At 66.3% G+C, this 24,642-nt stretch carries 24 protein-coding genes; 16 read left to right on the top strand and 8 right to left on the bottom strand.

What is annotated here, in order from left to right:
- Positions 1–31: 31 nt before the first annotated feature.
- The 6 genes from ACI1V7_RS11830 to ACI1V7_RS11855 all read left to right on the top strand — a co-directional run bounded on the left by ACI1V7_RS11830 (position 32) and on the right by ACI1V7_RS11855 (position 7,371).
- Positions 32–256: a hypothetical protein gene (locus ACI1V7_RS11830; protein WP_404531959.1), complete on the top strand. Its 225-nt coding sequence runs from the start codon at positions 32–34 to the stop codon at positions 254–256.
- A 142-nt stretch (positions 257–398) separates the two neighbouring features.
- Positions 399–3,014: an alanine--tRNA ligase gene (gene alaS, locus ACI1V7_RS11835; protein ID WP_404531960.1), complete on the top strand. Its 2,616-nt coding sequence runs from the start codon at positions 399–401 to the stop codon at positions 3,012–3,014.
- Between the two features lie 228 nt (positions 3,015–3,242).
- Positions 3,243–3,470 (top strand): sulfurtransferase TusA family protein, encoded by a 228-nt coding sequence (locus ACI1V7_RS11840; RefSeq protein WP_036238555.1) that lies wholly within the window; start codon positions 3,243–3,245, stop codon positions 3,468–3,470.
- Positions 3,471–3,688: 218 nt separating this feature from the next.
- Positions 3,689–4,438: an electron transfer flavoprotein subunit beta/FixA family protein gene (locus ACI1V7_RS11845; protein WP_290412433.1), complete on the top strand. Its 750-nt coding sequence runs from the start codon at positions 3,689–3,691 to the stop codon at positions 4,436–4,438.
- Between the two features lie 24 nt (positions 4,439–4,462).
- Positions 4,463–5,395: an electron transfer flavoprotein subunit alpha/FixB family protein gene (locus ACI1V7_RS11850; RefSeq protein WP_404531961.1), complete on the top strand. Its 933-nt coding sequence runs from the start codon at positions 4,463–4,465 to the stop codon at positions 5,393–5,395.
- 185 nt (positions 5,396–5,580) lie between these two features.
- On the top strand, positions 5,581–7,371 hold the full coding sequence (locus tag ACI1V7_RS11855; protein WP_404531962.1) for an acyl-CoA dehydrogenase: 1,791 nt from the start codon (positions 5,581–5,583) through the stop codon (positions 7,369–7,371).
- Positions 7,372–7,473: 102 nt separating this feature from the next.
- Here the strand turns inward: ACI1V7_RS11855 and ACI1V7_RS11860 are convergent, their stop codons facing one another.
- The gene (locus ACI1V7_RS11860; protein WP_404531963.1) at positions 7,474–7,893 is read right to left on the bottom strand and encodes a TM2 domain-containing protein; all 420 of its coding nucleotides are present in this window, start codon (positions 7,891–7,893) and stop codon (positions 7,474–7,476) included.
- 252 nt (positions 7,894–8,145) lie between these two features.
- Between ACI1V7_RS11860 and rpsP the strand changes: the two genes are divergently transcribed.
- The 10 genes from rpsP to ACI1V7_RS11910 all read left to right on the top strand — a co-directional run bounded on the left by rpsP (position 8,146) and on the right by ACI1V7_RS11910 (position 16,984).
- The gene (gene rpsP / locus ACI1V7_RS11865) at positions 8,146–8,394 is read left to right on the top strand and encodes a 30S ribosomal protein S16 (protein WP_290412437.1); all 249 of its coding nucleotides are present in this window, start codon (positions 8,146–8,148) and stop codon (positions 8,392–8,394) included.
- A gap of 19 nt (positions 8,395–8,413) precedes the next feature.
- Positions 8,414–8,980 carry a ribosome maturation factor RimM gene (rimM, locus tag ACI1V7_RS11870; protein WP_404531964.1) on the top strand — a complete coding sequence of 189 codons (567 nt, stop codon included), beginning with the start codon at positions 8,414–8,416 and terminating at the stop codon, positions 8,978–8,980.
- Positions 8,981–9,022: 42 nt separating this feature from the next.
- Positions 9,023–9,802: a tRNA (guanosine(37)-N1)-methyltransferase TrmD gene (gene trmD / locus ACI1V7_RS11875; protein WP_404531965.1), complete on the top strand. Its 780-nt coding sequence runs from the start codon at positions 9,023–9,025 to the stop codon at positions 9,800–9,802.
- Positions 9,803–9,892: 90 nt separating this feature from the next.
- Positions 9,893–10,276 (top strand): 50S ribosomal protein L19, encoded by a 384-nt coding sequence (rplS, locus tag ACI1V7_RS11880; RefSeq protein ID WP_290412440.1) that lies wholly within the window; start codon positions 9,893–9,895, stop codon positions 10,274–10,276.
- Positions 10,277–10,336: 60 nt separating this feature from the next.
- Complete coding sequence (locus ACI1V7_RS11885; protein WP_404531966.1) at positions 10,337–11,002, top strand: CoA pyrophosphatase; 666 nt, start codon at positions 10,337–10,339, stop codon at positions 11,000–11,002.
- A 205-nt stretch (positions 11,003–11,207) separates the two neighbouring features.
- The gene (locus ACI1V7_RS11890; protein WP_404531967.1) at positions 11,208–12,167 is read left to right on the top strand and encodes a CobD/CbiB family protein; all 960 of its coding nucleotides are present in this window, start codon (positions 11,208–11,210) and stop codon (positions 12,165–12,167) included.
- A 134-nt stretch (positions 12,168–12,301) separates the two neighbouring features.
- The gene (locus ACI1V7_RS11895; RefSeq protein ID WP_404531968.1) at positions 12,302–12,655 is read left to right on the top strand and encodes a DUF3579 domain-containing protein; all 354 of its coding nucleotides are present in this window, start codon (positions 12,302–12,304) and stop codon (positions 12,653–12,655) included.
- Positions 12,656–12,736: 81 nt separating this feature from the next.
- Positions 12,737–13,186, top strand: coding sequence for a CBS domain-containing protein (locus tag ACI1V7_RS11900; RefSeq protein WP_404531969.1), 450 nt, complete (start codon positions 12,737–12,739; stop codon positions 13,184–13,186).
- Between the two features lie 132 nt (positions 13,187–13,318).
- Positions 13,319–16,063: a M16 family metallopeptidase gene (locus tag ACI1V7_RS11905; protein WP_404531970.1), complete on the top strand. Its 2,745-nt coding sequence runs from the start codon at positions 13,319–13,321 to the stop codon at positions 16,061–16,063.
- A gap of 129 nt (positions 16,064–16,192) precedes the next feature.
- Positions 16,193–16,984 (top strand): SDR family oxidoreductase, encoded by a 792-nt coding sequence (locus ACI1V7_RS11910; RefSeq protein WP_404531971.1) that lies wholly within the window; start codon positions 16,193–16,195, stop codon positions 16,982–16,984.
- A gap of 75 nt (positions 16,985–17,059) precedes the next feature.
- On the opposite strand, the gene ACI1V7_RS11915 is transcribed toward ACI1V7_RS11910, so the two are convergent.
- The 7 genes from ACI1V7_RS11915 to nagA all read right to left on the bottom strand — a co-directional run bounded on the left by ACI1V7_RS11915 (position 17,060) and on the right by nagA (position 24,635).
- Positions 17,060–17,329 (bottom strand): hypothetical protein, encoded by a 270-nt coding sequence (locus ACI1V7_RS11915; RefSeq protein ID WP_404531972.1) that lies wholly within the window; start codon positions 17,327–17,329, stop codon positions 17,060–17,062.
- A gap of 19 nt (positions 17,330–17,348) precedes the next feature.
- Positions 17,349–18,089, bottom strand: coding sequence for a GntR family transcriptional regulator (locus ACI1V7_RS11920; protein WP_404531973.1), 741 nt, complete (start codon positions 18,087–18,089; stop codon positions 17,349–17,351).
- Between the two features lie 77 nt (positions 18,090–18,166).
- Positions 18,167–19,234, bottom strand: coding sequence for a flavodoxin family protein (locus ACI1V7_RS11925; RefSeq protein ID WP_404531974.1), 1,068 nt, complete (start codon positions 19,232–19,234; stop codon positions 18,167–18,169).
- A 142-nt stretch (positions 19,235–19,376) separates the two neighbouring features.
- Complete coding sequence (locus ACI1V7_RS11930) at positions 19,377–20,678, bottom strand: tetratricopeptide repeat protein (protein ID WP_404531975.1); 1,302 nt, start codon at positions 20,676–20,678, stop codon at positions 19,377–19,379.
- 302 nt (positions 20,679–20,980) lie between these two features.
- Complete coding sequence (gene nagZ / locus ACI1V7_RS11935; RefSeq protein ID WP_404531976.1) at positions 20,981–22,480, bottom strand: beta-N-acetylhexosaminidase; 1,500 nt, start codon at positions 22,478–22,480, stop codon at positions 20,981–20,983.
- Between the two features lie 21 nt (positions 22,481–22,501).
- Positions 22,502–23,512, bottom strand: a complete 1,011-nt coding sequence (locus ACI1V7_RS11940) for an SIS domain-containing protein (protein ID WP_404532522.1) — start codon at positions 23,510–23,512, stop codon at positions 22,502–22,504.
- Between the two features lie 19 nt (positions 23,513–23,531).
- Entirely contained in the window at positions 23,532–24,635 is a 1,104-nt protein-coding gene (gene nagA / locus ACI1V7_RS11945; protein WP_404531977.1) for an N-acetylglucosamine-6-phosphate deacetylase, read from the bottom strand.
- Between the last annotated feature and the right edge of the window lie 7 nt (positions 24,636–24,642).

Raw genomic sequence — 24,642 nt, forward strand, 5'->3', positions numbered from 1 at the left:
AAGAAAATCCGGCGCCTACCGTTACCGGTACATGAACGCGCCAATCGATCCGACCTTCCTGCCTCACGATCCGCCCGTGCACATCGTGCAGGCGGCCCTGTTGTTCGCCCGCCTGACCGGGAAGGCGCCTGGCGATGGCAGCCACGGCACCATCCTGCCGGCCATGACGCGCGCACAGATCCTGCAGCAGGCGGCAGCGGCGGTCATGAGGCAGGCGAACGGGCAGCCGACGGCGGTGCCGGCATTGCTGCGTTAGGGGGAAACGTCAGGGCATGACGTCAGTGTTGCGGATTTGGCAATGGCGAATGGGTGCAATGCCGATATAGGCCTTGCTGTATTCGCTGACACGCTATAATCATTTTCTTTATAAGCATGCTGCCCTCATTCGCCCTTACGACATGAAATCCTCCGAAATTCGCGAGAAGTTCCTCAAGTTCTTTGAATCCAAAGGCCATACCATCGTCCGCTCCAGCCCGCTCGTGCCGGGCAACGACCCGACGATGCTGCTGACCAACAGCGGCATGGTGCAGTTCAAGGACGTATTCCTGGGCCTGGACACGCGTCCGTACAAGCGCGCCACCACCGTGCAGCGCTGCGTGCGCGCCGGCGGCAAGCACAACGACCTGGAAAACGTCGGCTATACCGCGCGCCACCACACCTTCTTCGAAATGCTGGGCAACTTCAGCTTCGGCGACTATTTCAAGCGCGACGCGATCAACTTTGCCTGGGAACTGCTGACCAAGGTCTATAACCTGCCCGCCGAGAAGCTGACGATCACCGTCTATTTCGAGGACGACGAGGCCTACGACATCTGGGCCAACGAAATCGGCGTGCCGAAGGAACGCATCATCCGCATCGGCGACAACAAGGGCGCGCGCTACGCATCGGACAATTTCTGGCAGATGGCCGACACCGGTCCCTGCGGCCCGTGCACGGAGATCTTCTACGACCACGGCGCCGACATCTGGGGCGGCCCCCCGGGTTCGGCCGAGGAAGACGGCGACCGCTTCATCGAGATCTGGAACCTCGTGTTCATGCAGTTCAACCGCGACGAACAGGGCGTCCTGACCCCGCTGCCGAAGCCGTCGATCGACACGGGCATGGGCCTGGAGCGCCTGGCCGCCGTGCTGCAGCACGTGCACTCGAACTACGAGATCGACCTGTTCCAGAACCTGATCAAGGCCGCCGCCCGCGAAACCGGCGCGACCGACCTGAACAACAACTCGCTGAAGGTCATCGCCGACCACATCCGCGCGGCCAGCTTCCTGATCGTCGACGGCATCATCCCCAGCAGCGAAGGCCACGGCTACGTCCTGCGCCGCATCATCCGCCGCGCGCTGCGCCACGGCCACAAGCTGGGCCAGACCAAGCCGTTCTTCTACAAGCTGGTGGAAGACCTCGACATCGAGATGGGCAGCGCCTATCCGGAACTGCACGAGGCGAAAGAGCGCGTCATGCAGACCTTGAAGGCCGAGGAAGAGCGTTTCGGCGAGACGCTGGAAAACGGCATGAAGATCCTCGAAGCCCAGCTGCAGAAGGATCCCAAGAACCTGGACGGCGCCACCGCCTTCACGCTGTACGACACCTACGGCTTCCCGCTCGACCTGACCGCGGACATCTGCCGCGAGCGCGGCGTCACGCTGGACGAGGAGGGCTTCGCCGCCGCCATGGAGCAGCAGAAGAAGACCGCGCGCGCGGCCGGCAAGTTCAAAATGGCCGCCAACGTCGAGTACGCGGGCGAGAAGACCAAGTTCGTCGGCTACGAATCGCTGGTGCACAACACCCACGTGCTGGCCCTGTACGCGGGCGGCGTGTCGGTGCAGGAACTGAAAGCCGGCCAGGACGGCATCGTCGTGCTGGACACCACTCCGTTCTATGCGGAATCGGGCGGCCAGGTCGGCGACAAGGGCGTGATCAAGGCGGCCGGCGGCGTGTTCGAGGTCGAGGACACGCTGAAGATCCAGGCCGAGGTGTTCGGCCACCACGGCGTGCTGCAGTCGGGCTCGCTGAAAGTGGGCGACACGGTCGACGCGCAAGTCGATGAAGTCAAGCGCGCGCGCACCATCCGCAACCACTCGGCCACCCACCTGATGCACAAGGCCCTGCGCGAAGTCCTGGGCAGCCACGTGCAGCAGAAGGGCTCGCTGGTCGATCCGGACAAGACCCGCTTCGACTTCTCGCACAACGCGCCCATGACGGCCGAGCAGATCGCGCAAGTGGAAGCGATCGTCAACCGCGAGATCCTGGAAAACCACGCGACCCAGGCACAGCACATGTCGATGGACGACGCCATCAAGCACGGCGCCATGGCCCTGTTCGGCGAGAAGTACGGCGACACCGTGCGCGTGCTGGACATCGGCTCGTCGAAGGAACTGTGCGGCGGCGTGCACGTCACCCGCACGGGCGACATCGGCCTGTTCAAGATCGTGTCCGAATCGGGCGTGGCCGCCGGCATCCGCCGCGTCGAAGCCGTGACGGGAGAGGGCGCACTGGCCCTGGTGCAGTCGATCAACCGCAAGCTGAACGACGCGGCCGGCGCCCTCAAGACGAGCCCGGACGAACTGCCGTCGCGCATCGCCCAGGTGCAGGACCAGGTGAAGTCGCTGGAAAAGGAAATCGCCGCGCTGAAGTCGAAACTGGCCGCCGGCCAGGTCGACGAGATGCTGGCCAAGGCCATCGACGTGAACGGCATCAAGGTGCTGGCCGCGACGATGGAAGGCGCCGACGTCGGCACGCTGCGCGAGACCATGGACAAGCTGAAGGACAAGCTCAAGACGGCGGCCATCGTGCTGGCGTCGGTATCCGACGGCAAGGTCAGCCTGATCGCCGGCGTCACCAAGGACGCCACGGGCAAGGTCAAGGCGGGCGAGCTCGTCAACTTCGTCGCCCAGCAGGTGGGCGGCAAGGGCGGCGGCCGTCCTGACATGGCGCAAGCCGGCGGTACCGATCCTTCGGGCCTGCCGCAGGCGCTGGCCGGCGTGGCCGGCTGGGTCGGCGAGCGCGTCTCGGCGTAATCGGCATGCATGGTGGGCACGTGGTGCCCACCATGCCGTCAACAAACCCTTCCTTCCGGTCGCTCGACCGTTGATCCCGTCTGTCAAGTTCTTGCTGTTGTTGCAACACAACACGGATACCAAAATTTGGTGCGCCGCGTCATAATCCCGTAATTGGAGTAGTATTCGGGCGTAGGCCCACAACCCGCAGGCAAATCGATGACTGAAACCATAATCGACACCGGCACCATCGAGGTCCAGAAGGACCTGGATGCGCGTGGCTTGAATTGCCCGTTGCCGATCCTCAAGGCCAAGAAGGCGTTGGCGGAACTGGCCAGCGGCGAAGTGCTGCGCATCGTCGCGACCGATACCGGTTCCGTGCGCGACTTCCAGGCGTTCGCCAAGCAAACCGGCAATGCGCTGCTGGCGCACACCCACATCAACGGCGAATTCACCTTCTGGCTGCGCCGTAAGTAATCCTTCCTCGTATGTCCCTGGCGGGGCGGCAACATGGCCCCGTCGCACGCTTCCCACCCGTTTTCCCACCGAGCAAAAATGCAGGGCGCGCACGATTAGGGCAGTTCCTCTAGCCAGAAATCGCACGATCGTGCTTTAATTCTGTCTCGAACGGTATTTGCTTTTATAATTCAGAGCATTTTTAGAGCCACAATCACCATATTTTTCAAAGGCACACTATGAAAGTCCTGGTACCCGTCAAGCGCGTGGTCGACTACAACGTCAAGGTCCGCGTCAAGTCCGACGGTAGCGGCGTCGATATCGCCAACGTCAAAATGTCGATGAACCCGTTCGACGAGATCGCGATGGAAGAAGCCACGCGCCTGAAGGAAGCCGGCAAGGTCACCGAGATCGTGGCCGTGACCTGCGGCGTCACCCAGGCCCAGGAAACCCTGCGCACCGGCATGGCCATCGGCGCCGACCGCGGCATCCTGGTCGAGACCGATGCCGCCATCGAGCCGCTGGCCGTGGCCAAGGTGCTCAAGGCGCTGGCCGACAAGGAGCAGCCGCAGCTGATCATCCTCGGCAAGCAGGCGATCGACGACGATTCGAACCAGACCGGCCAGATGCTGGCGGCCCTGCTGGGCTGGCCGCAGGCGACCTTCGCCTCGAAGGTGGTGCTGGAAGACGGCAAGGTCACCGTGACCCGCGAAGTGGACGGCGGCCTGGAAACCGTGGCGCTGTCGCTGCCGGCCATCGTCACCACCGACCTGCGCCTGAACGAGCCGCGCTACGTGACGCTGCCGAACATCATGAAGGCCAAGAAGAAGCCGCTGGAAACCATCAAGCCGGAAGACCTGGGCGTCGACGTGACCCCGCGCCTGAAGACCATCAAGGTCGCCGAGCCGGCCAAGCGCTCGGCCGGCGTGAAGGTGCCGGACGTCGCGACGCTGGTGGCGAAGCTGCGCACCGAAGCCAAGGTCATCTGATAGAACAAACGGACAAGGAACATCATGGTCGCACTCGTCATTGCAGAACACGACAACGCCTCGCTGAAGGCCGTCACCCTGAACACCGTCACCGCGGCCGCCCAGTGCGGCGGTGACGTCCACGTGCTCGTCGCCGGCAGCAACTGCGGCGCCGTCGCCGAAGCGGCCGCCAAGGTCGCCGGCGTCGCCAAAGTGCTGGTCGCCGACGCGCCGTACTTCGCCGACGGCCTGGCCGAGAACGTCGCCGAGCAGGTGCTGGCAATTGCCGGTTCGTACTCGCACATCCTGGCCCCGGCCTCGGCCTTCGGCAAGAACATCCTGCCGCGCGTCGCCGCCAAGCTGGACGTGGCCCAGATCTCGGAAATCACCAAGGTCGATTCGCCGGACACCTTCGAGCGCCCGATCTACGCCGGCAACGCCATCGCCACCGTGCAGTCGACGGACAGCGTGAAGGTCATCACCGTGCGCGGCACCGGCTTCGACGCCGCCGCCGCCGAGGGTGGCTCCGCTGACGTGGAAACGGTCGCCGCCGCCGCCGACTTCGGCAAGTCGTCCTTCGTGGGCCGCGAACTGGCCAAGTCGGATCGTCCGGAACTGACGGGCGCCAAGATCGTCGTCTCCGGCGGCCGCGGCATGGGCTCGGGCGACAACTTCAAGATCCTGGAACCGCTGGCCGACAAGCTGGGCGCCGCCATGGGCGCCTCGCGCGCCGCCGTCGACGCCGGCTACGTGCCGAACGACTGGCAGGTCGGCCAGACCGGCAAGATCGTCGCCCCGCAGCTGTACATCGCCGTCGGCATCTCCGGCGCGATCCAGCACCTGGCCGGCATGAAGGATTCGAAGACCATCGTCGCCATCAACAAGGATCCGGAAGCGCCGATCTTCTCGGTGGCCGACTACGGCATCGTGGGCGACCTGTTCGAGGTAGTGCCGGCGCTGGTCAAGGAACTGGGCTGACAACGCCGAAGGTGGATGGCGTGAATGTCCACCTGCAAAAACCTACGTCGTTCCCGCGCAGGCGGGAACCCAAGTTCTACGCATGTCGACAGCGTCCGCCGTCGTGGCTGCGCTGAGGAATTGGGTTCCTGCCTTCGCAGGAACGACGTTTTTATTTTGACGATATAAAAAAGTAGGAGACAACGGTGAGCTACAACGCCCCCCTGAAAGACATGCTGTTCGTCGTGAACGAACTGGCGAACCTGTCCGCCGTCCACGCGCTGCCCGGCTGCGAGGACGCGACGCCGGACACGGTCGAAGCCGTGCTGGAAGAAAACGCCAAGTTCTGCGGCGAAGTCATCGCCCCGCTGAACCACCCGGCCGACAAGGAGCCGAGCTTCTGGCACGACGGCCAGGTGACGACCTCGAAGGGCTTCAAGGAAGCCTTCCGCGCCTTCGCCGACGCCGGCTGGCAGGGCGTGCAGCACCCCACCGAATTCGGCGGCCAGGGCTTGCCGAAACTGGTGGCGACCCCGTGCATCGAGATGCTGCATGGATCCAACCTGTCGTTCGCACTGGTCGCGCTGCTGACCGACGGCGCCGTCGAAGCGCTGCTGACGGCGGGCAGCGACGCCCAGAAGGCCCTCTACATCGAGCCCCTCCTGACCGGCAAGTGGACCGGCACGATGAACCTGACCGAGCCGCAGGCCGGTTCCGACCTGGCCGCCGTGCGCACCCGCGCCGTGCCCCAGGGCGATGGCACCTACAAGATTTCCGGCACCAAGATCTACATCACCTACGGCGAGCACGACATGGCCGAGAACATCATCCACCTGGTGCTGGCGCGCACGCCGGACGCGCCGCCGGGCGTGAAGGGGATCTCGCTGTTCATCGTGCCGAAGTTCATGGTGAACGAGGACGGTTCGCTGGGCGAGCGCAACGACGTGCATTGCGTGTCGATCGAGCACAAGCTGGGCATCAAGGCCAGCCCGACGGCCGTGCTGCAGTTCGGCGACCACGGCGGTGCCATCGGCACGCTGGTGGGCGAGGAGAACCGCGGCCTCGAATACATGTTCATCATGATGAACGCGGCCCGCTTCGGCGTCGGCATGCAGGGCATCGGCTTGGCCGAGCGCGCCTACCAGCAGGCGGCCGCGTTCGCCAAGGAGCGCGTGCAATCGCGCGCCGTCGAGGGTTCCAGCGGCCCCGTGGCCATCATCAACCACCCGGACGTGCGCCGCATGCTGATGTCGATGCGCGCCCAGACGGAAGCCGCGCGCGCGCTGGCCTACGTCGGCGCCGGCCTGTCGGACCTGGCGCACCACCATCCGGATGCGGCGACGCGCGCGGCCAACCTGGCCGTCTACGAATACCTGGTCCCCATCATCAAGGGCTGGTCGACGGAGATGAGCGAACAGGTCGCGCGCGACGGCGTGCAGGTGCATGGCGGCATGGGCTTCATCGAAGAAACCGGCGCGGCCCAGCACTACCGCGACGCCAAGATCCTGTCGATCTACGAAGGCACGACGGCGATCCAGGCCAACGACCTGGTCGGCCGCAAGACCGTGCGCGACGGCGGCGCGGTGGCCAAGTCCATCCTCGCGCAAGTGCGCGCCACGGCCGACCAGCTGGGCGATGCCCAGGGCCCGGATGCCGCCGCCATCCGCACGCAACTGGCGCGCGGCGCCGATGCGCTGGACGCCGTCGTCGACTTCGTGGTGGCCAATGCCAAGGCGGATCCGCGCGCCGTGTTCGCGGGCAGCGTCACCTACCTGAAGCTGGCCGGCATCGTGCTGGGCGGCTGGCAGATGGCGCGCGCGGCCCTCGTCGCGCAAGCGAAACTGGCCGCGGGCGACGGCGATGCGACGTTCTACCGCGCCAAGATCGCCACCGCGCGCTTCTTCGCCGACCACATCCTGTCGCAGGCGGAGGGCATGCGCCACGCGATCGTGGAGGGCAGCGCGGGCGTGCTGGCGCTGGACGTCGAGCAGTTCTGATATGCCGTCGCCCCTGCGCAGGCAGGGGCCCAGGTTCGCGTGCAGCGAGCACAATCGGGCCCCTGCCTGGGCAGGGGCGACGTTGCTTTGCAGGGCGGTTGTTCAACCGTACGCGCCTCCGGTATACAAAAGATCGAACAGGCGCGAAATCGTCGCGATCAGCGCCGTCGTCCCCACCAGCATCGTCAGCACCAGCAGCACGGCCAGCACCCAGTGCGAGCGCGACGTCGTTCCCGAGGCGGCGTTGTGCCGCGCATCCCATTTCTCGTCCGGCGTCAGGCCGATGACGAGCGCTTCGATGAACCCCACCAGCCACGACACGATCAGCGGCAACAGCACCCAGAAGGGATTCGGGGCCCGTCCGGCACCGTACACGATGCCGGCGATTGGAATGCTGCAGACGTGCAGCAGGCCGAGCCTGTCGACGGGGCCGCGTAGGTAGAAGCGGTGGACGCCCAGGCCGCCGAGGAAGAAGGCGAGGGCGGTGGCGACGGTCTTGTTCTTGTGCGGCGTGCTCGGCATGCGGACTCGGAAATTGTTGGCAGGAAAGCCATCAGTATCGGGCAAAACGCGGGGCCGGGCACGTGTTTTCATGCGCGCGTACGGGGGAAGTCGCCATTACAGGTAGCGCTTCGATGCGAAATAGGCCATAATGCTGGATTCCGCCGGGACTGCGCGTCCTTTGTCTCAGCAGGCTTTAGTACTTGCTGCTGTACGGTATTGCGCGCTATAATCGTCGGCTTTCTCCGTCCAGCACAATTTTTTGGAAATATTATGGTCGTTATTCGTTTAGCTCGCGGTGGTGCCAAGAAGCGCCCGTTCTACAACATCGTTGCAACCGATTCGCGCAACCGTCGCGATGGCCGTTTCATCGAGCGCATCGGCTTCTACAACCCGATGGCATCGGGCCAGGAAGTCGGCCTGAACATCACCGCCGACCGTCTGGCTTACTGGCAAGGCGTTGGCGCACAACTGTCGCCGACCGTTGCTCGCCTGGTCGCTTCGCAAAAGGCCGCTGCCTAATCAGGCACGGTAGACCGGTTTGACCGCTTCAGCAGCAACCCCGGCAACGGGGAACGTCCCGGACGACCTCATCGAGGTCGGGTATATCTCGGGTGCCTACGGGCTGCGCGGCGGCGTCCGCGTGACGCCGCACTCCACGGATGCGGATGCGCTGCTGAACGTCAAGACCTGGTGGCTCGACAAGCCGGCACTGCGCGCCGTCCAGGTGCGCAATGCGAAATTCCACAGTGGCGATGTCACTGCCACGCTGGTGGACTTGTCCGATCGCGATGCGGCGGAAGCGCTGAAAGGCGCGGTCGTGCGCGTGTCGCGCGCGGACTTCCCTGCGCTGTCGGAAGACGAGTACTACTGGACCGACCTGATCGGCATGGATGCCGTGAACCTGCAGGGCGAGGCCCTGGGCAAGGTGACCGACATGATGCACAACGGCGCGCAATCGATCCTGCGCATCACGCCCGCTGCCGATCCGACCGCCGCACAGGATGCGAAAGCGTCCGAGCGGCTGGTGCCGTTCGTGGACCAGTTCGTCCGTACCGTCGACCTGCAAGCCAGGCTGATTACCCTGGATTGGGGCCTGGATTATTGACCCCCAGGATGTTTGATCCGATTCGATCGAGACGAGGTCCCGATGCAGTTTGACGTCGTGAGCTTGTTTCCCGAGATGTTTGCCGCATTGACGCAGTCGGGCGTGACCCGGCGGGCGCACGAGCAGGGCCTGTGGCAGCTGTCGATCTGGAATCCGCGCGATTTCACGAGCGACCGCCACCGTACCGTGGACGACCGGCCGTATGGCGGCGGTCCCGGCATGGTGATGCTGGCCAGGCCGCTCGATGCGACCATCGCCGCGGCGAAGCAGCGCCAGGTCGATCTGGGCCTGCCGGCGCCGCGCGTGATCTACCTGTCGCCGCAGGGCAAGCCCCTGACGCACGAACGCGTGATGAAGTTGAAGGACGAGCCGGGCCTCGTGCTGCTGTGCGGCCGCTACGAAGCGGTCGACCAGCGCCTGTTGGACCGGGTCGTCGACGAGGAAATCTCGCTGGGCGACTTCGTGCTGTCGGGCGGGGAATTGCCGGCGATGGCGCTGATGGATGCCGTCGTGCGCCACATCCCCGGCGTGCTGGGCGACGATGCGTCGGCGGTCGAGGACAGCTTCGTCAACGGCCTGCTCGACTCGCCGCACTACACGCGTCCGGAAGTGTACGAAGGCGTGGCCGTGCCCCCCGTGCTGATGGGCGGCAACCACGCGGAAATCATGAAGTGGCGCCGCCAGCGCATGCTGGAAGCGACCGCGAAGAAACGGCCCGATCTGCTGGACAAGGCGCGCAGCGCCGGTCAGCTGAGCAAGGCCGACGAAAAGTTTCTGGCGAGTCTCGACGATGTCGAGCCGCCGCAGGATTCGCAGCAGTAGGCGAAAAACGCGGGCAACCGCATGTTCAACCCCATCCTCTACCGGGCCTTTCACCGTACAGCGCCGGCAAGATGGTTACAGGAGTCATCCATGGATCTGATCCAGCAACTCGAGCAAGAAGAAATTGCGCGCCTCGGCCGCAACATCCCTGATTTCGCACCGGGCGACACCGTCGTCGTCAGCGTCAACGTCGTCGAAGGCAACCGCAAGCGCGCCCAGGCATACGAAGGCGTCGTGATCTCGCGCCGCAACCGCGGCCTGAACTCGAACTTCATCGTTCGCAAGATCTCGTCGGGCGAAGGCGTCGAGCGTACGTTCCAGCTGTACTCGCCGCTGATCGCTTCGATCGAAGTGAAACGCCGCGGTGACGTCCGTCGCGCCAAGCTGTACTACCTGCGTGAGCGTTCGGGCAAATCGGCACGTATCAAAGAAAAGCTGCCGAACCGCAAGGCCGCTGCTGCTACCGCTGAGTAATAGCACGTGTAGTATGAAAAAGGCATCCACGCGGATGCCTTTTTCTTTTTGGAGAAGCCGTTGGCAAAAGTACACATCGATCCCCAGCGCCTGCCCGTCGACGCCATCGCCGGCGAACCCGCGCTGCCGCCGGAGCGGCTGCAGGCGGACTGGCTGCGCGCGCGCCTGGCCCATCCGGCGCCCTGGGAGCCGGAATTGCCCGACGATATACGCCAACGCTTTCCGGAATTGCGCCGCGCCGCCGTCCTGATCCCGCTGGTGCGGCGCGAGGAGGGCCTCACCGTGCTGCTCACGCAGCGCACGGCGCACCTGGCCAACCATGGCGGCCAGGTCAGTTTCCCGGGCGGCCGCGCCGAGGAGGCCGATTCCTCGGCCATCGAGACGGCGCTGCGCGAAACGGAAGAAGAGATCGGCCTGGGGCGCCGCCACATCGAGATCGTGGGCGTGCTGCCCGACCACGTGACGGCGTCGGCCTATGTGGTGACGCCCGTCGTGGCGCTGGTGACCCCGCCGTTCGACCTGGTCGCGGAATCGAACGAGGTCGCCGAGATCTTCGAGGTGCCGCTGGGCTTCCTGATGGACGGCATGCACCACCAGCGCATGTCCTTCGACCTGCCGGACGGGACCGGGCGGCGCAGCTTCTACGCGATGCCCTACGAGCGCTTCTTCATCTGGGGCGCGACGGCGGGAATGCTGCGCAACTTGTTCCACCTGCTGCGCGCATAGCGACGTCACCCCTGCGAAGGCAGGGGCCCAAGTTTGCTGGCGCTTATTTGCTGGCGCTTATTTGCTGATGACCGCAGCGCACGCGGAAATTGGACCCCTGGCTGCGCAGGGGCGACGGTATCGAGGCTGCCGTTCATTGCGTCTACCGTCCCTCTGCGCTATCGTAGCGGGCAATGAAGTGTGGCAACAATAGCGGGGACCCTGAATGACATTCTTTTCCATCCTGTGCGCGCTGCTCATCGAGCAACTCAAGCCGCTGCGCGCGGATAACCAGATCTACGCCGAGATCAAGCGCATGGCCATGCGCATCGAGGCCTGGTTCAATGCCGGCCAGGTCAGCCATGGCCGCATGGGCTGGTTCCTGATGATGGGCGCACTGATGCTGCCGACGGGGCTCATCTACTGGACGCTGCTGCACTACGGCTGGGTGTTCGCCGCCTTCGCCTGGAACGTGCTGATCGTCTACCTGACGCTCGGCTTCCGCCACTACAGCCATTACTTCACCTCGATCCAGTTCGCGCTGAACGCGGGCGACGAGGCGACGGCGCGCACGCTGCTGGCCGAATGGGCACGCATCGACACGGTGGGCATGGACGCCGGCGAGATCGCCCGCATCGCCGTCGAGAAATCCCTGATCACCACGCACCGCAACGTGTTCGGCGTGTTCTTCTGGTTCCTGATGCCGCTGGGCCCGGCCGGCGCCGTCATGTACCGCGTGTCGGAATACCTGGCGCGCGCCTGGAACGAGCCGGACCACATGCGCAACGAAGCGTTCGGCGAATTCGCCGCGCGCGCCTTCTACTGGATCGACTGGGTTCCCGTGCGCCTGACGGCCATCGCCTTTGCCGTGGTCGGCAATTTCGAGGATGCCATCTACGCCTGGCGCAATTTCGCCGACCGCTGGACGGACGAGTCGCGCGGCATCATCCTGGCCGCCGGCGGCGGCGCCATGGGCGTGCGCCTCGGCTCCCCGGCCGAGAACGCGCCGCGCTTCGTGCCGGCGGACGCGGCCGCCGTCGATTTGTCCGACAGCGAAGCGGATGAATTGCCCGGCGAGGAGCCGAGCGTGCGGGCATTGCAGAGCACGGTCGGCCTGGTTTGGCGCGCGCTGCTATTATGGATGCTGCTTCTGCTGTTACTGTCCGGCGCCGTATTGCTGGGCTGAGCTGGCACGGACGTCTGGCGGGGGATTTTGCCCGCCGGATGATTCCCGACTGTCAAGTCTCGTCCGCAAGTCTTCTATAAGATATAATACCGGCGTTGTTCTCATCCACGCTTCATGTTTCAGTAAGCCGCACTATGGCCGAGTTACCGCAAACCGGGAAAGAACACGCCGACGAGTTCGTCATCCTCGGCGTTACGAGCAAGGGCAGGCAGTTCCGCCCGTCCGACTGGGCCGAGCGCCTGTGCGGCGTCATGTCGTGCTTCAAGCCGCCCGGCAGCAGCCGCGGACCGAACGCCCACATCCGCTATTCCCCCTACGTCTATCCCACGCTCGTCAACGGCGTCAAGGCCGTCGTCGTGAACAATGCCATCCGCAATATCGAACCGCTGGCGTACCACTTCGTGGTCAATTTCGCCAAGGACAACGATCTGCAAGTCGTGGACGCGAACGCCGTCCAGCCCGCTGACGACAGCGCCAAAAAATCCTGATCATCCCCGACGCAGCTTTGAGTCAGCTCAAAGTTGCCATCGTCCTGCAGGCTAGCGTGGTTGCTTGACCTGGGGGATACCATGAATGTCGGGAAACTCTGCACCGTCGACACCGTCTGCTGCGCCCGCGGCGAAACGATCCAGGCCGCGGCCCTGCTCATGCGCAAGCACCACGTGGGCGACGTGGTCGTCGTCGACGATCCGGACGGCGAGCGCACTCCCGTCGGCATCCTCACGGACCGCGACATCGTCGTCTCCGTCGTCGCCCTCGGCCTAGACCCGCTGGGCCTGCTGGCCGGCGACGTGATGAGCGACGACCTGCTGCTCGCCGAGGCAGGCGACGACGTCGACGCCACCATCGAACGCATGCGCCTGCGCGGCATCCGGCGCGTCCCCGTGGTGGGAGAGGGCGGCCGCCTGGTCGGCATCGTCAGCGCCGACGACCTGCTGGGCTGGCTGGCCGAGGAGATGAACGAACTCGCCCGCATCAGCCCGCACCAGCAGCAGCACGAGCGCCAGGCACGCCGCTAGCCGGTCGTGAAACGTTTCACCATACAAACTTTGCTAAGCCCCGGCTAAGCCTCGGTCTGTTACCATGAATCATTGTCGCCGCAACAAATAATGGCGGCGGCTTCGATCATCGACAGATACAGACGAGGTGACATGAACTTGAAGTTCTTCCAGCGCGGCCTGGCCGCCTATGCGGTCGTCGGCGGCCTTTCCTTCGTGACGTGCGGCGCGGCCTGGGCCGCCGACCTGCCCAAGGGCGTGGTCCAGGGCCCGTCGGTCGAGGGCATCACGGAATACCGCCTGCCCAACGGCCTGAAGGTGCTGCTGTTCCCGGACGCCTCGCGCCCGACGATCACCGTCAACGTCACCTACCTGGTCGGCTCGCGCCACGAGAACTACGGCGAGACCGGCATGGCCCACCTGCTCGAGCACCTGATGTTCAAGGGGAGCAAGGGGCACCCGGACATCACGCGCCAGTTCTCCGACCGCGGCATGCAGTTCAACGGTACTACCTCGTTCGACCGCACCAACTACTACGAGGTGTTCCAGGCATCGCAGGACAACCTGGACTGGGCGCTGCGGATGGAGGCGGACCGCATGACGCATTCCTTCATCGCCAAGAAGGACCTCGATTCCGAGATGACGGTGGTGCGCAACGAATACGAGAACGGCGAGAACTCCCCGACCAATGTGCTCATGAAGCGCATGCAGAGCGTCGCCTTCGACTGGCATGCGTACTCGCGCATGCCGATCGGTAACAAGAGCGATATCGAGAACGTCAAGATCGAGAACCTGCAGGCGTTCTACCGCACCTACTACCAGCCCGACAATGCCGTGCTGCTCGTCGCCGGCAAGTTCGACGCCGGCAAGACGCTGGCATCGATCACGACGTTGTTCGGCGCGATCCCGAAACCCAAGCGCACGCTGCCGCAGTTCTGGACCGTCGAGCCGACCCAGGACGGCGAGCGCTCGTTCACCGTGCGGCGCCAGGGGGATATGCAGGTCGTGATGCTCGGCTACAAGATCCCGGCCAGCCTGCACGCCGACAGCAATGCGCTGAACTACGCCTCCACCATCCTGGGCGATACGCCGACGGGCCGCCTGCACAAGCTGCTGGTCGACTCCGGCAAGGCCAGCCAGGTATTCGCCTTCCCGTTCACCGGCTACGCGCCGGGCCTGGAATACGTGGGGGCCGTCGTCAAGAAGGACGAGGACCTCGCGCCCGTGCGTGAAGCGCTGACGCAGGCCGTCGAAGGCTTCGCCAAGAACCCGCCCACGCCGGAAGAGATGGAACGCGCCAAGCGCGCCTACCTGAACGAGGTCGAGCGCAACCTGGCCGATCCGGCCCAGGTCGGCCTGGCGCTGTCGGAAACCATCGCGCTGGGCGACTGGCGCCTGTTCTTCGCCGAGCGCGACAGCATGGCGAAGGTGACGTCGGAACAGGTGGCGTCGGCGGCCAGCCGCTACTTCCGCCGCGACAACCGCGTCACGGGCAGCTTCATCCCCGACGAGGATCCGCAGCGCGCCGTCGTGCCGCCGGCGCCCAGCCTGCAGAGCGTGCTGAAGGACTTCAAGCCGCAGGTCGGCGCCTCGAACGCCGAGGACTTCGACCCCAGCCAGGCCAACATCATGAAGCGCACCACGGTGGTCACGGCCGGCGGCGTCAAGCTGGCGCTGCTGCCGAAGAAGAACCGCGGCCAGACCGTGACCGTCAGCCTGCGCCAGCACATGGGCGACGAAAAGAACCTGTTCGGCAAGGCGACGGCGCAGGGCCTGAGCATGGCGATGCTGACGCGCGGTACCAGCAAGTACAGCCGCACGGAGCTGGCCGATGCGTTCGAGAAGCTGAAGTTCGCCGGCGACCTGCACCAGTTCCAGACCACGCGCGAAAACCTGCCGGAAGCGCTGAAGCTGGTCGCCCACGTGCTGCGCGAAGCGAACTTCCCCGCGGCCGAGTTCGAGCAGATGCGCAAGCAGGCCCTGGTCGGCCTGGAGGCGAGCCGCAACGAACCGCCGAGCGTGGCGACGCGGGCCCTGAACCAGCATTTCAACACCTATCCGAAGGGCGATCCGCGCTATACCCCGTCGCTGGACGAGACGATCGCCGAGATCAAGGCGGCCACGCTGGACGACGTCAAGGCCTTCCACCGCGACTACTACGGCACCGTACCGGCCGAGATCGCCATCGTCGGCGATTTCGACGCCAAGGCCGTCGAGCCCCTCGTCGACCAGCTGTTCGGCGCCTGGAAAGCGCCGATGGCGGTGGCCCCCGTGCTGGAGAAACCTGCGGACATCCAGCCCATCCACGAGGTGCTGAACACCCCGGAAAAGGAAAACGGCTTCTATGTGGCGCGCCTGAACCTGGACCTGAACATCGACGATCCGGACTACCCGGCGCTGATGCTGGCCGACTACATCTTCGGCGGCGGCGGATTGAAATCGCGCCTGATGGACCGCATCCGCCAGAAGGATGGCCTGTCCTATGGCGGGAGCTCCTACCTGGCGCCTGGCGACCTCGACCGTGCCGGCAAGTTCGGCATCCAGGCGATCGCCGCGCCGCAGAACCTGGCCAAGGTCGACGCGGCCGTGCGCGAGGAGCTGGAGCGGGTGCGCAAGGACGGCTTCACGGCGGCCGAACTGGCCGGCGCCAAGTCGGGCCTGCTGCAGCAGCGCATCCAGACCCGCGCCACCGACGATGGCCTGGCCTCGGGCTGGACCAACTACCTGTACCTGGGCCGCACCTTCACCTGGTCGGCCGAGTTCGAGAAGCGCCTGGCCGCGGTGACGCTGCCCGAGTTGAACGCCGCGTTCCGCAAGGCGATCGACCCGGCCAAGCTGTCGGTCGTGATGGCCGGCGACCGCTCGAAAATGGGGACCGCAACGAAACCTGCACCCTGATTGCAACACTCACGACGAGGAATGGTCGAGAAGCTTGGTCAATGCCCGCATGAGCGCTATGATGTTGCCCTATAGAAGTATTGCTCATAGGAAGCAAACATTGCATCATGTTATTGTAAAGGAAGCATCATGAAGGGCATGACCAAGCAACCGCCGAGTGGGATCTCCTACGCCGGCAAGGTTGTGCTGGTGACGGGCGCCGCCAGCGGCATCGGCCGCGCCATGGCGCTGGCATTCGGACGCGCAGGGGCCTGCGTCGTCGTGGCCGACACGTCGGTCGACGGCGGCCACATGACGGCCGCGCTGATCGTGGAAGCGGGCGGCAAGGCCCTGTTCGTGAAGACGAACGTCACTGTCGCCCACGAGGTCGAGGCGCTGCTGGAGAAGGCCGTGTCGCACTACGGCCGCATCGACGTCGCCGTGAACGGCGCCGCCGTCGAGGACGAATACCTGCCGCTGGCCGAGGGCGAGGACGAGCAGTTCGACCGCATCATGGACGTCAACGTCAAGGGCGTCTGGCTGTGCATGAAGGGCCAGCTGCGCCAGATGCTCAAGCAGGAAGGCGGCGGCACGATCCTGAACGTGGCCGACGCCGGCGGCCTGGTGGCCGCGCCGAACCGCGCCATCTACGCGGCATCCAAGCATGCCGTGATCGGCCTGACGAAGACGGCCGCCGTCGAATACGCCAAGTCGGGCATCCGCGTGAACAGCCTGTGCCCGGGCGCCGTCAAGACGCCGATGCTGGCGCGCATGCTGGAACGCGATCCGGGCCGCGACAAGAAGCTCAAGTCGGCGCACCCGATGGGACGCATCGCCGACCCCTACGAAATCGCCACGGCGGCGCTGTGGATCTGCTCGGAGCAGGCTTCGTTCGTCACGGGGCACCAGCTGGCGATCGATGGCGGGTTGACGGCGATCTGAGCGAGTCCCTTGTGGTGGGCATGTGATGCCCACCCTACCGCGTCGTAGTGTGGGCACCACGTGCCCACCACGGCATCAACGCGGCGGACGGCTCTTGCGGTGCACGCTGCGCTGCTGTTTCTGCTGCGTCTGCACGCGGTTCTGGCGCGCCTTGAACAGCGTCGCGGCATCCTGTTTCGCGCGCTCGAGCGTGCGCATGTCCTCGTGGTCGTCGTGCGGCGAGAAGTACTCGGCTTCCTGGGCATCGACCACCAGCTTGATCGCCGTGTTGTCGTCGAGGTCGTAGATCTCGGTGAGCAGGGTGGCGACTTCGTCGAGGTAGGCTTCGTAGGTCAAGTAATTCATCGGGGTCCTGGATAAGGTTTCAAACGGCACTCAGCTCCGCGACGAAATCATACATGTCGCCGCGGAAGTAGGAGCGGCAGAATTCTACCGCCTGCCCGTCCGGCAGGAAACCCAGGCGCTCCACGCACAGGCCGGCATCGCCTTCCTTCGATTGCAGCAAGCGCGCCTGCTCGGCCGTCAGCAGCAGGGCCGACAGCCGCTGCAGCGCCCGCACGGGGCGCTTGCCGGCCGCTTCCAGCGCTTCGTACATCGACACGTCGACCGCGTCCAGCGAGGGCAGGGCGGTGGCGCTGATGGTCGCGTACTCGACGCACATGGGCATGTCGTCGGCGTAGCGGATGCGGTTGAAGCGGTACACGGCCGCGCCCGGCGACAGGCGCAGGCGCAGCGCCTCTTCCGGCGTGACGGTGCCTTCCGACCGCTTGAGCCAGACACTGCGCGGCGTGCGGCCGCGCGAGCGCATGTCCTCGGAAAACGAGGTCAGCTTGGCAAAGTTCTTTTCGATGCGGGTATTGATGAAGTTGCCGGACCCGGCGCGGCGCACCAGCAGGCCTTCCTCGACGAGGCCGTCGATCGCCTTGCGCACGGTGATGCGCGAGATGTCCAGTTCCGAGGCCAGCTGGCGTTCGGCCGGCAGGGCCTCGGCGGGGCCGTAGATGCCGCGCTCGATGGCCTCGCGCAGCGCCCGCTGCAGCTGCTGGTACAGCGGCAGGTTGCTGGTGGCGCCCAGGTGCTGCATCAGTTGCGCGAGAGTGGACATGCGGTGGACCGTTGGCGTCGAAGTGCGCCGATGATACCAAAAACAGACCGCCTGTCCAGCGCCGGCCCCACAGGGAATTATTTCGGGCGCGGATTGGTCAGCTTGCGGTCCGGCTGCAGCAGCTTGCCGGAGCGGATCGCCGCGACGGCCGCCGACACCGAGCGCGCCACGTTCTTCACTTCCTCCTGGAACGCCGTGTCCTTGTCGAGCGTCTCGTGGCTGTCCGCATACGACTCGTAGTAGCCGACGTAGCGGTCGAGCAGGGCGGTCGGACCCGCGTCGATCAGGCCCATCCAGTCGAGCCAGTCGGACAGCGACCGGCGCGTCGATTCGATGCCGGCCACGTCGCCGTGCACGACGACGCCATAGGCGCGGCCGGCGAGGTGCTTCGGATAGTCCCAGTCCTGCTCGAGCGCCTTGGCTTCCTCGGCTTCCTTGCCGTGCGTGGAGCTGGGATCCGGGTTGCCGCCGTCGGCGCAGACGAGGCGGTCGATCATCAGTTTCAGCACGGACGGCGACTGGTACCAGTAGGTCGGCGTGAACAGGATGACACCGTGTGCCGAGACCCATTTCTCGTAGATCTCGTTCATCCAGTCATTGTTCTGGTGCAGGGAGTGGTTCGGGTAGCAGCTGCAGGGCCAGTGGCACAGCGGCATCGCCGTCGACACGCAGCCCTTGCAGGGGTGGATGTGGCGGTCATAGTCCGAGATCAGGCGCGACAGGTCGAGCACGTCGGTGTCGATGCCTTCCTGGGTCAGCAATTCCTCGCACATCTTGACCAGGCGCCAGGTCTTCGAGATCTCTCCGGGGCAGCTGCCGTCGTTGCGGGCCGAGCCGTTGATGAGCAGGATGCGGTTGCGCGTCGCCGGGTCCTTCTGGCGCGCCTCGGCCGCCTTCAGCTTGTCGCTGGCCTCCTTCCACTCGACGGACAGGTCGTAGTCGGGGTCGGCGAAGCCGGGGCCCGCCTTCACGGTCACGGGCGATTTCTCGGAATCGACATAGGATTGCCAGGCGACTTCCTCGACGGCGGCGAGTTCCTTGCCGACGGCCTCGTAGGCCGGGCCGAAGAAGTTGCGGGAAAATACCAGGCGGAACTCGTCGCGGTTCAGTTTCGCGGGCGCCTGTCCTTTGCGTACGGTAGTCATGCTGCGGCCTTTTCGTGGGGGTTCCCGACGATTATCGGCAAGCAGGGGAGCCCAGCCGGTACGGCACATAACATTGATCATAAAAAAACGGTGCGGGCCGCAAGGCCCGCACCGTTTTCCGATGCGCCGGTAGGGACGGCGATTACTTGACGACGGTGGTCACGCCGCTCGGGTGCTTCAGCAGCAGGATCCAGTACTTGGCCGTGTCCGACAGGCCGCCGCCCGCCTTCACGCTTTCGAAGGTCGAGATCGCCTGGTCCTTCTTGCCGGCGCGGGCCTGGGCCATGCCCAGGCGCAGCTTGGCTTCGTCCGGCGACTTCAGGCCGCCCTTGGCGATACCCTGCTCGATGAAGCCGATGCCTTTGTCGAACTGGTCCATGGTGACGTAGGCCCAGCCCAGGTTGACGAGGCCGGCGCCGTTCTTGGCCTTGCTGGCGCTCGCTTCGCCGGCGGCGATGTTCTTGGCGTCGTCGGCCGCGCCCTTGGTGGCGCGGTCCCGCAGCTGGCGGTGCTGGGCGGCGCCGCTGCCGGTGCCGAGCACGCCGGCGGCGAAGCCCGCGTCGACGACCTTCTTCGCCTCGGTCGGGAAGCCGTCCTTCAGCGCCAGTTCGGCCAGTTCGGTATAGCCTTCCGGCGACAGCTGCTTGACGGCGGCGAACTGCAGGCGCAGCACGTTGGTCACGTTGGCTTCCTGGAAGCCCGGCTTGCGCACGATGCCGCGGCTGATCAGGTCGGTCCAGAAGTCGTCGCTCGGGTAGAACGAGGCCAGCTTTTCCAGGCCGTTCAGGTAGGCGGTGTCATCCTTGGCCTTGTTGGCGGCCGAGGCGTACAGGCGCAGGTCTTCCTGGGTCGGGGTCTTGCCGGCCTGTTCCATCGCATCCAGCACCGGACGCTGCAGCTTCAGCGCGGTGGCGTAGTCGCCGCTCAGGTAGTAGGAACGGATCATGGCCGAATTGACGGCGTCCGTGGCCTTGCCCGATGCCTGGATCTGCTTGTACAGCTCGATCGCCTTCGGATAGTTCTTGGCGTTGTAGTAGTAGGTCGCCAGCGCCTGGGTGAAGTTGGCCTTGTCGGCTTCCGGCAGCTTGCCGGTGGCCAGGATCGCTTCCAGCGCCTGGGTCGCCATCGCATCGTTGTTGGTGCTGGTGGCCAGCGTCAGCTTCATGCGGTTCAGGACGTAGTCCTCGTACGGCGTACGGTTCGGGACGGCTTCGGCCTGGGTGACGCGGTTCTGGATTTCGCCGTAGTTCTTGGCATCCATCAGCGGCTTGATCTGGGCCGGGTCGAGCAGCTTGAACAACTCGGGACGGACGGCGTCCGCCGGGGCGGCTGCCGGTGCGGCACCCTTGTTCTGCGCATGGGCGCCATGCATCAACGCCGGAGCGGCGTTCAGGCCGATCGCGGCCAGCATCAGTGCCACGCGGGCAAAACGGAACTGGGACATGAATAATCCTCTCTTGATGACTAGTGAATGCACCGGCCGGAGCTCGGACAGTGTCGTTGTGCCAATACGGACAAGTCGTGCATTGTCCCACAAAGTGCCATTTCGGGCGCGTCCATTGTGCCTCAGCCGTGCAGGGGGAGGGGGCACCGTTACATCGCGTTACCCGGCCGGGATGGAAGGCGTGTGTTCAACGTGATCACGACGTCCCTGCGAAGGCAGGGCCCCGATCTTGCAAGCGTCATGGCGACGCATGCAGCAATTGGGCCCCTGCCTCCGCAGGGGCGACGGTATTCAGGCTGGCATCAGAAACCCGGCACCGGGCAGCGTCCTTCGGCTTCGATCTCGCCCGCCAGCCAGGCATTCACGGCGTCCAGCGCCGGCGGCGCGAAGCCGTAGGTCATCAGCGCGGGCGCGTCGATGTCCAGCGCCTGGTAGGGGTTCCACAGCGCCAGGTGCAGGTCGGGGCGCCAGCTCGTGCGCGCGTACGCGCCGTAGCGGCGGCGCGAGGTCGAGGCCAGCACGGTGAAGCGGCCGTCCTGCGGCAGCGCGCTCCAGTCGAAGGTGTCGGCATCGGCAAAGGTGACCAGGTCGACGTCGTACAGCCGGCCCAGCGAGGCGGCGATGGCGGCGGCCGGCACGCCGGCCTCGGACACGCCGTCGCTGACCACGTCCTGGCGCGCCACCAGGCGCACGCGGCTGCCCGGCGCGGGGCGGCGCGGCGCCGCCTGGGCGGTGCTGCGCGCGGTGAGGCCGCGGCCCCAGGCGCGCGCCATCAGCGCGCGGTCTTCCTCGTCGGTGGCGTAAGCGCCGCCGGCGGCAGGGTGGCGCGCGGCCAGTGCGTCCAGCCGCGCCAGGCGCGCTTCCACTTCGTGCACGGGCAGGCGGCCGTCGGCGATGGCGGCGGCGATGGCGTCGAGCGTCTCTTCCTGGGTGGCGCGACTGCCGATCGCCATCACCATGTCGGCGCCGGCCAGCAGCGCGTTGACGGCCGCTTCGCCGGCCGGCCAGCGCTGGGCGATCGCATGCATGTCCATGCCGTCCGTGATGATGACGCCCGCGTAGCCCCAGCGCTCGCGCAGCAGGCCGTGCAGGATGGGGCGCGACATCGTCGCCGGACGCTCGGGGTCGAGTGCCGGATACACGATGTGGGCCGTCATCATCGCCGGCGCGCCGGCCTGGGCGGCCGTGCGGAACGGGGCGAACTCGAAGCGTTCCAGTTCGTCGACGGACTTGGCGACGGTCGGCAGGTCGCGGTGCGAATCGACGTGGGTGTCGCCGTGGCCGGGGAAGTGCTTGACGCAGCAGGCCACGCCCTCGCCCTCGCTGCCGGCCATCCAGGCCAGCGCCAGGCGGCTCGCCGTCTGCGGGTCGGCGCCGAACGAGCGCTCGGCGATGACGGGATTGCGCGGATTGTTGTTCAGGTCCAGCACCGGCGCGAAGTTCCAGTTGAACCCCAGCGCGCGGATCGCCCGCGCCACCGCCGCGCCGACGTCGCGCGCCAGGTCCGCGTCGGCGGCCGCGCCCAGGGCCATCGCCGACGGCGGCGGCGGCACCCACAGCGCGCGCACGACGGCGCCGCCTTCCTGGTCGATGGCGATCAGTGCACGTTCTCCCATCGCGGCGCGCAGGCCGCCCGTGAACGCGGTCAGCTGGGCGGCATCCGTCATGTTCTGGCGGAACAGGCAGGCGCCGCGGATGGCGTTGGCGCGGATGAAGGCGTCCGTGTCGGCATCGAGCTGCGTGCCGAACAGGCGGATCATGATCAGGCGGCCGGCCAGGCGGCGGTAAGCTTCGTTCGTCATGCGTGCGTCTTCAGTTCGTCTTCAGTTCGTCTTCGTGACCTTGCTCAGGTGGCGCGGCTTGTCCGGGTCGAGCCCGCGCGCCTTCGACAGCCGCGCGGCCATCACGTAGAACGCCTGGATCGCGACGACCGGGTCGAGGTCGGGGTGGGGCGCCACCGGCAGGTCGAGGTCGCGCGAGGGCACGTCCTCGGGCGCGGCCAGCAGCACGCGCGCGCCGCGGCCGCGCATTTCCTCGGCCAGCGCCACCAGGCCGGCCTGGGTGGGGCCGCGGGTGGCGAAGATCAGCAGCGGATAGCCTTCGTCGATCAGCGCCATCGGGCCGTGCTTGATCTCGGCGCCGGAAAACGCCTCGGCCTGCAGCGCCGAGGTTTCCTTGAATTTCAGCGCCGCCTCCAGCGCGATGGGGAAGCCGATGCCGCGGCCCACGACCATGATGTTGCGCGCCGGGGCCAGCACGTCCAGCGCGGCCGACCAGTCCACGTCCGCCGCGCGGCGCAGCGCGTCGGGCAGGGCGGCCAGGCCGGCCTTCAGTTCGGCATCCTCCTGCCATTCGGCGACCAGGCGGGCGCCGGCCGTCAGGCTCGTGATGAAGCTCTTGGTGGCGGCCACGCTCTGCTCCTTGCCGGCGCGCAGCGGCAACGCCCACTCGGCCGCCTCCGCCAGCGGCGAATCGATGGCGTTCACCAGCGCGACCGTGGTGGCGCCGCCGGCGCGGAAGTAGCGCATCGGCTCGACCACGTCCGGGCTCTGGCCCGACTGCGACACGGAGATCGCCAGCACGCCGTCGGCGCGCAGGGGCGCCTTATACAGCGTGACCAGCGACATCGGCAGCGACGTCACCAGGCGGCCCATGCGCGACATGATCAGGTAGGCCAGGTAGTTCGACGCATGGTCCGAGCTGCCGCGCGCCACGGTCACGGCGTTGTGGAAGGCGCCGGCGCGCAGCACGCGGCCCAGTTCCGCGTAGCGCTCGACGTCGTTGGCCAGTTGCAGGGCGACGCAGTCGGCGGCGGACCGGGCTTCCTGCAGCATCAGGGAGTCGGTAGTGGAATCAGCTGCGCAGGTCAATCGCTTCTCCTTCGATGTGGACGGCTTTGAGGTTCAGGTTGCGGTCGAGGACGACCAGGTCGGCATGGCAGCCCGGCGCCAGCCGGCCGCGGCGCGTCTCGCCCAGGTAGTCGGCGGCATTGGTGGACACGCGGCGCGAGGCGTCGGCGAGGTCCAGGCCGATCTTGACGAGGTTGCGCAGCGCGCCGTCCATGGTGAGCGTGCTGCCGGCCAGCGTGCCGTCGGCCAGGCGCACGCCGCCCATGCATTTGTGGACGACCTGGCGGCCCAGCATGTACTGGCCGTCCGGCATGCCGGCGGCGGCCGTCGAATCGGTCACGCAGTACAGGTGCGGGATCGCGCGCAGCGCCACCTTGATGGCGCCCGGGTGCACGTGCAGCAGGTCGGGGATGATCTCGGCGTACTGCGCGTGCGCGAGCGCCGCGCCGACCATGCCGGGGTCGCGGTGGTGCAGGCCGGGCATGGCGTTGAACAGGTGGGTGAAGCCGGCCGCGCCGTGTTCGAGCGCCTTGACGCCGTCCTCGTAGGAACCCGTGGTGTGGCCGATCTGCACGCGGATGCCGGCGTCGGCCATCTCGCGCACCAGGGCCAGGTGGCCGTCGATCTCGGGCGCCACGGTGATCAGGCGCATCGGCGCCTGGGCGTCGAAGCGCTTCACCTCGGCCATGCTCGCTTCGCGCGCGTACGGCGGCTGGGCGCCCAGCTTGCCGGAATTGATGTACGGGCCTTCCAGGTGCACGCCCAGGATGCGCGCCTCGCCGGCGCCGCGCTCGCGGCACGCCTGTCCGATGGCGGACAGGGCGCGGTCGATGTCCTCGAGCGGCGCCGTCATCGTCGTCGCCAGCAGGCTCGTGGTGCCGTGGCGCGCATGCAGGCGCGCGATGGTGCGGGCGGCGTCGCCGCCTTCCATCATGTCGCGTCCGGCGCCGCCATGCACGTGCAGGTCGATGAAGCCGGGCAGGATGTAGTCGTCGCCGTTGGCGGCCGGATCGACGGGCGTGCCGTCGATGGCGGCAATGGTGCCGTCGGCATCCGCGTGCAGCGTGCCGCGGATCCAGCCGCCGGGAGTCAGGATATTGCCTTGCATGCGCAGC

This window comes from Massilia paldalensis (assembly GCF_044901715.1).
Classification (GTDB): Bacteria; Pseudomonadota; Gammaproteobacteria; order Burkholderiales; family Burkholderiaceae_D; genus Telluria; species Telluria paldalensis.

Bases quoted from the DNA above. Each gene is read 5' to 3' on its own strand.
- ACI1V7_RS11830 (WP_404531959.1), top strand. From the start codon at position 32: ATGAACGCGCCAATCGATCCGACCTTCCTGCCTCACGATCCGCCCGTG.
- alaS (WP_404531960.1), top strand. From the start codon at position 399: ATGAAATCCTCCGAAATTCGCGAGAAGTTCCTCAAGTTCTTTGAATCC.
- ACI1V7_RS11845 (WP_290412433.1), top strand. From the start codon at position 3,689: ATGAAAGTCCTGGTACCCGTCAAGCGCGTGGTCGACTACAACGTCAAG.
- ACI1V7_RS11850 (WP_404531961.1), top strand. From the start codon at position 4,463: ATGGTCGCACTCGTCATTGCAGAACACGACAACGCCTCGCTGAAGGCC.
- ACI1V7_RS11860 (WP_404531963.1), bottom strand. From the start codon at position 7,893: ATGCCGAGCACGCCGCACAAGAACAAGACCGTCGCCACCGCCCTCGCC.
- rpsP (WP_290412437.1), top strand. From the start codon at position 8,146: ATGGTCGTTATTCGTTTAGCTCGCGGTGGTGCCAAGAAGCGCCCGTTC.
- trmD (WP_404531965.1), top strand. From the start codon at position 9,023: ATGCAGTTTGACGTCGTGAGCTTGTTTCCCGAGATGTTTGCCGCATTG.
- rplS (WP_290412440.1), top strand. From the start codon at position 9,893: ATGGATCTGATCCAGCAACTCGAGCAAGAAGAAATTGCGCGCCTCGGC.
- ACI1V7_RS11890 (WP_404531967.1), top strand. From the start codon at position 11,208: ATGACATTCTTTTCCATCCTGTGCGCGCTGCTCATCGAGCAACTCAAG.
- ACI1V7_RS11895 (WP_404531968.1), top strand. From the start codon at position 12,302: ATGGCCGAGTTACCGCAAACCGGGAAAGAACACGCCGACGAGTTCGTC.
- ACI1V7_RS11900 (WP_404531969.1), top strand. From the start codon at position 12,737: ATGAATGTCGGGAAACTCTGCACCGTCGACACCGTCTGCTGCGCCCGC.
- ACI1V7_RS11905 (WP_404531970.1), top strand. From the start codon at position 13,319: ATGAACTTGAAGTTCTTCCAGCGCGGCCTGGCCGCCTATGCGGTCGTC.
- ACI1V7_RS11910 (WP_404531971.1), top strand. From the start codon at position 16,193: ATGAAGGGCATGACCAAGCAACCGCCGAGTGGGATCTCCTACGCCGGC.
- ACI1V7_RS11915 (WP_404531972.1), bottom strand. From the start codon at position 17,329: ATGAATTACTTGACCTACGAAGCCTACCTCGACGAAGTCGCCACCCTG.
- ACI1V7_RS11920 (WP_404531973.1), bottom strand. From the start codon at position 18,089: ATGTCCACTCTCGCGCAACTGATGCAGCACCTGGGCGCCACCAGCAAC.
- ACI1V7_RS11925 (WP_404531974.1), bottom strand. From the start codon at position 19,234: ATGACTACCGTACGCAAAGGACAGGCGCCCGCGAAACTGAACCGCGAC.
- ACI1V7_RS11930 (WP_404531975.1), bottom strand. From the start codon at position 20,678: ATGTCCCAGTTCCGTTTTGCCCGCGTGGCACTGATGCTGGCCGCGATC.
- nagZ (WP_404531976.1), bottom strand. From the start codon at position 22,480: ATGACGAACGAAGCTTACCGCCGCCTGGCCGGCCGCCTGATCATGATC.
- ACI1V7_RS11940 (WP_404532522.1), bottom strand. From the start codon at position 23,512: ATGCTGCAGGAAGCCCGGTCCGCCGCCGACTGCGTCGCCCTGCAACTG.
- nagA (WP_404531977.1), bottom strand. From the start codon at position 24,635: ATGCAAGGCAATATCCTGACTCCCGGCGGCTGGATCCGCGGCACGCTG.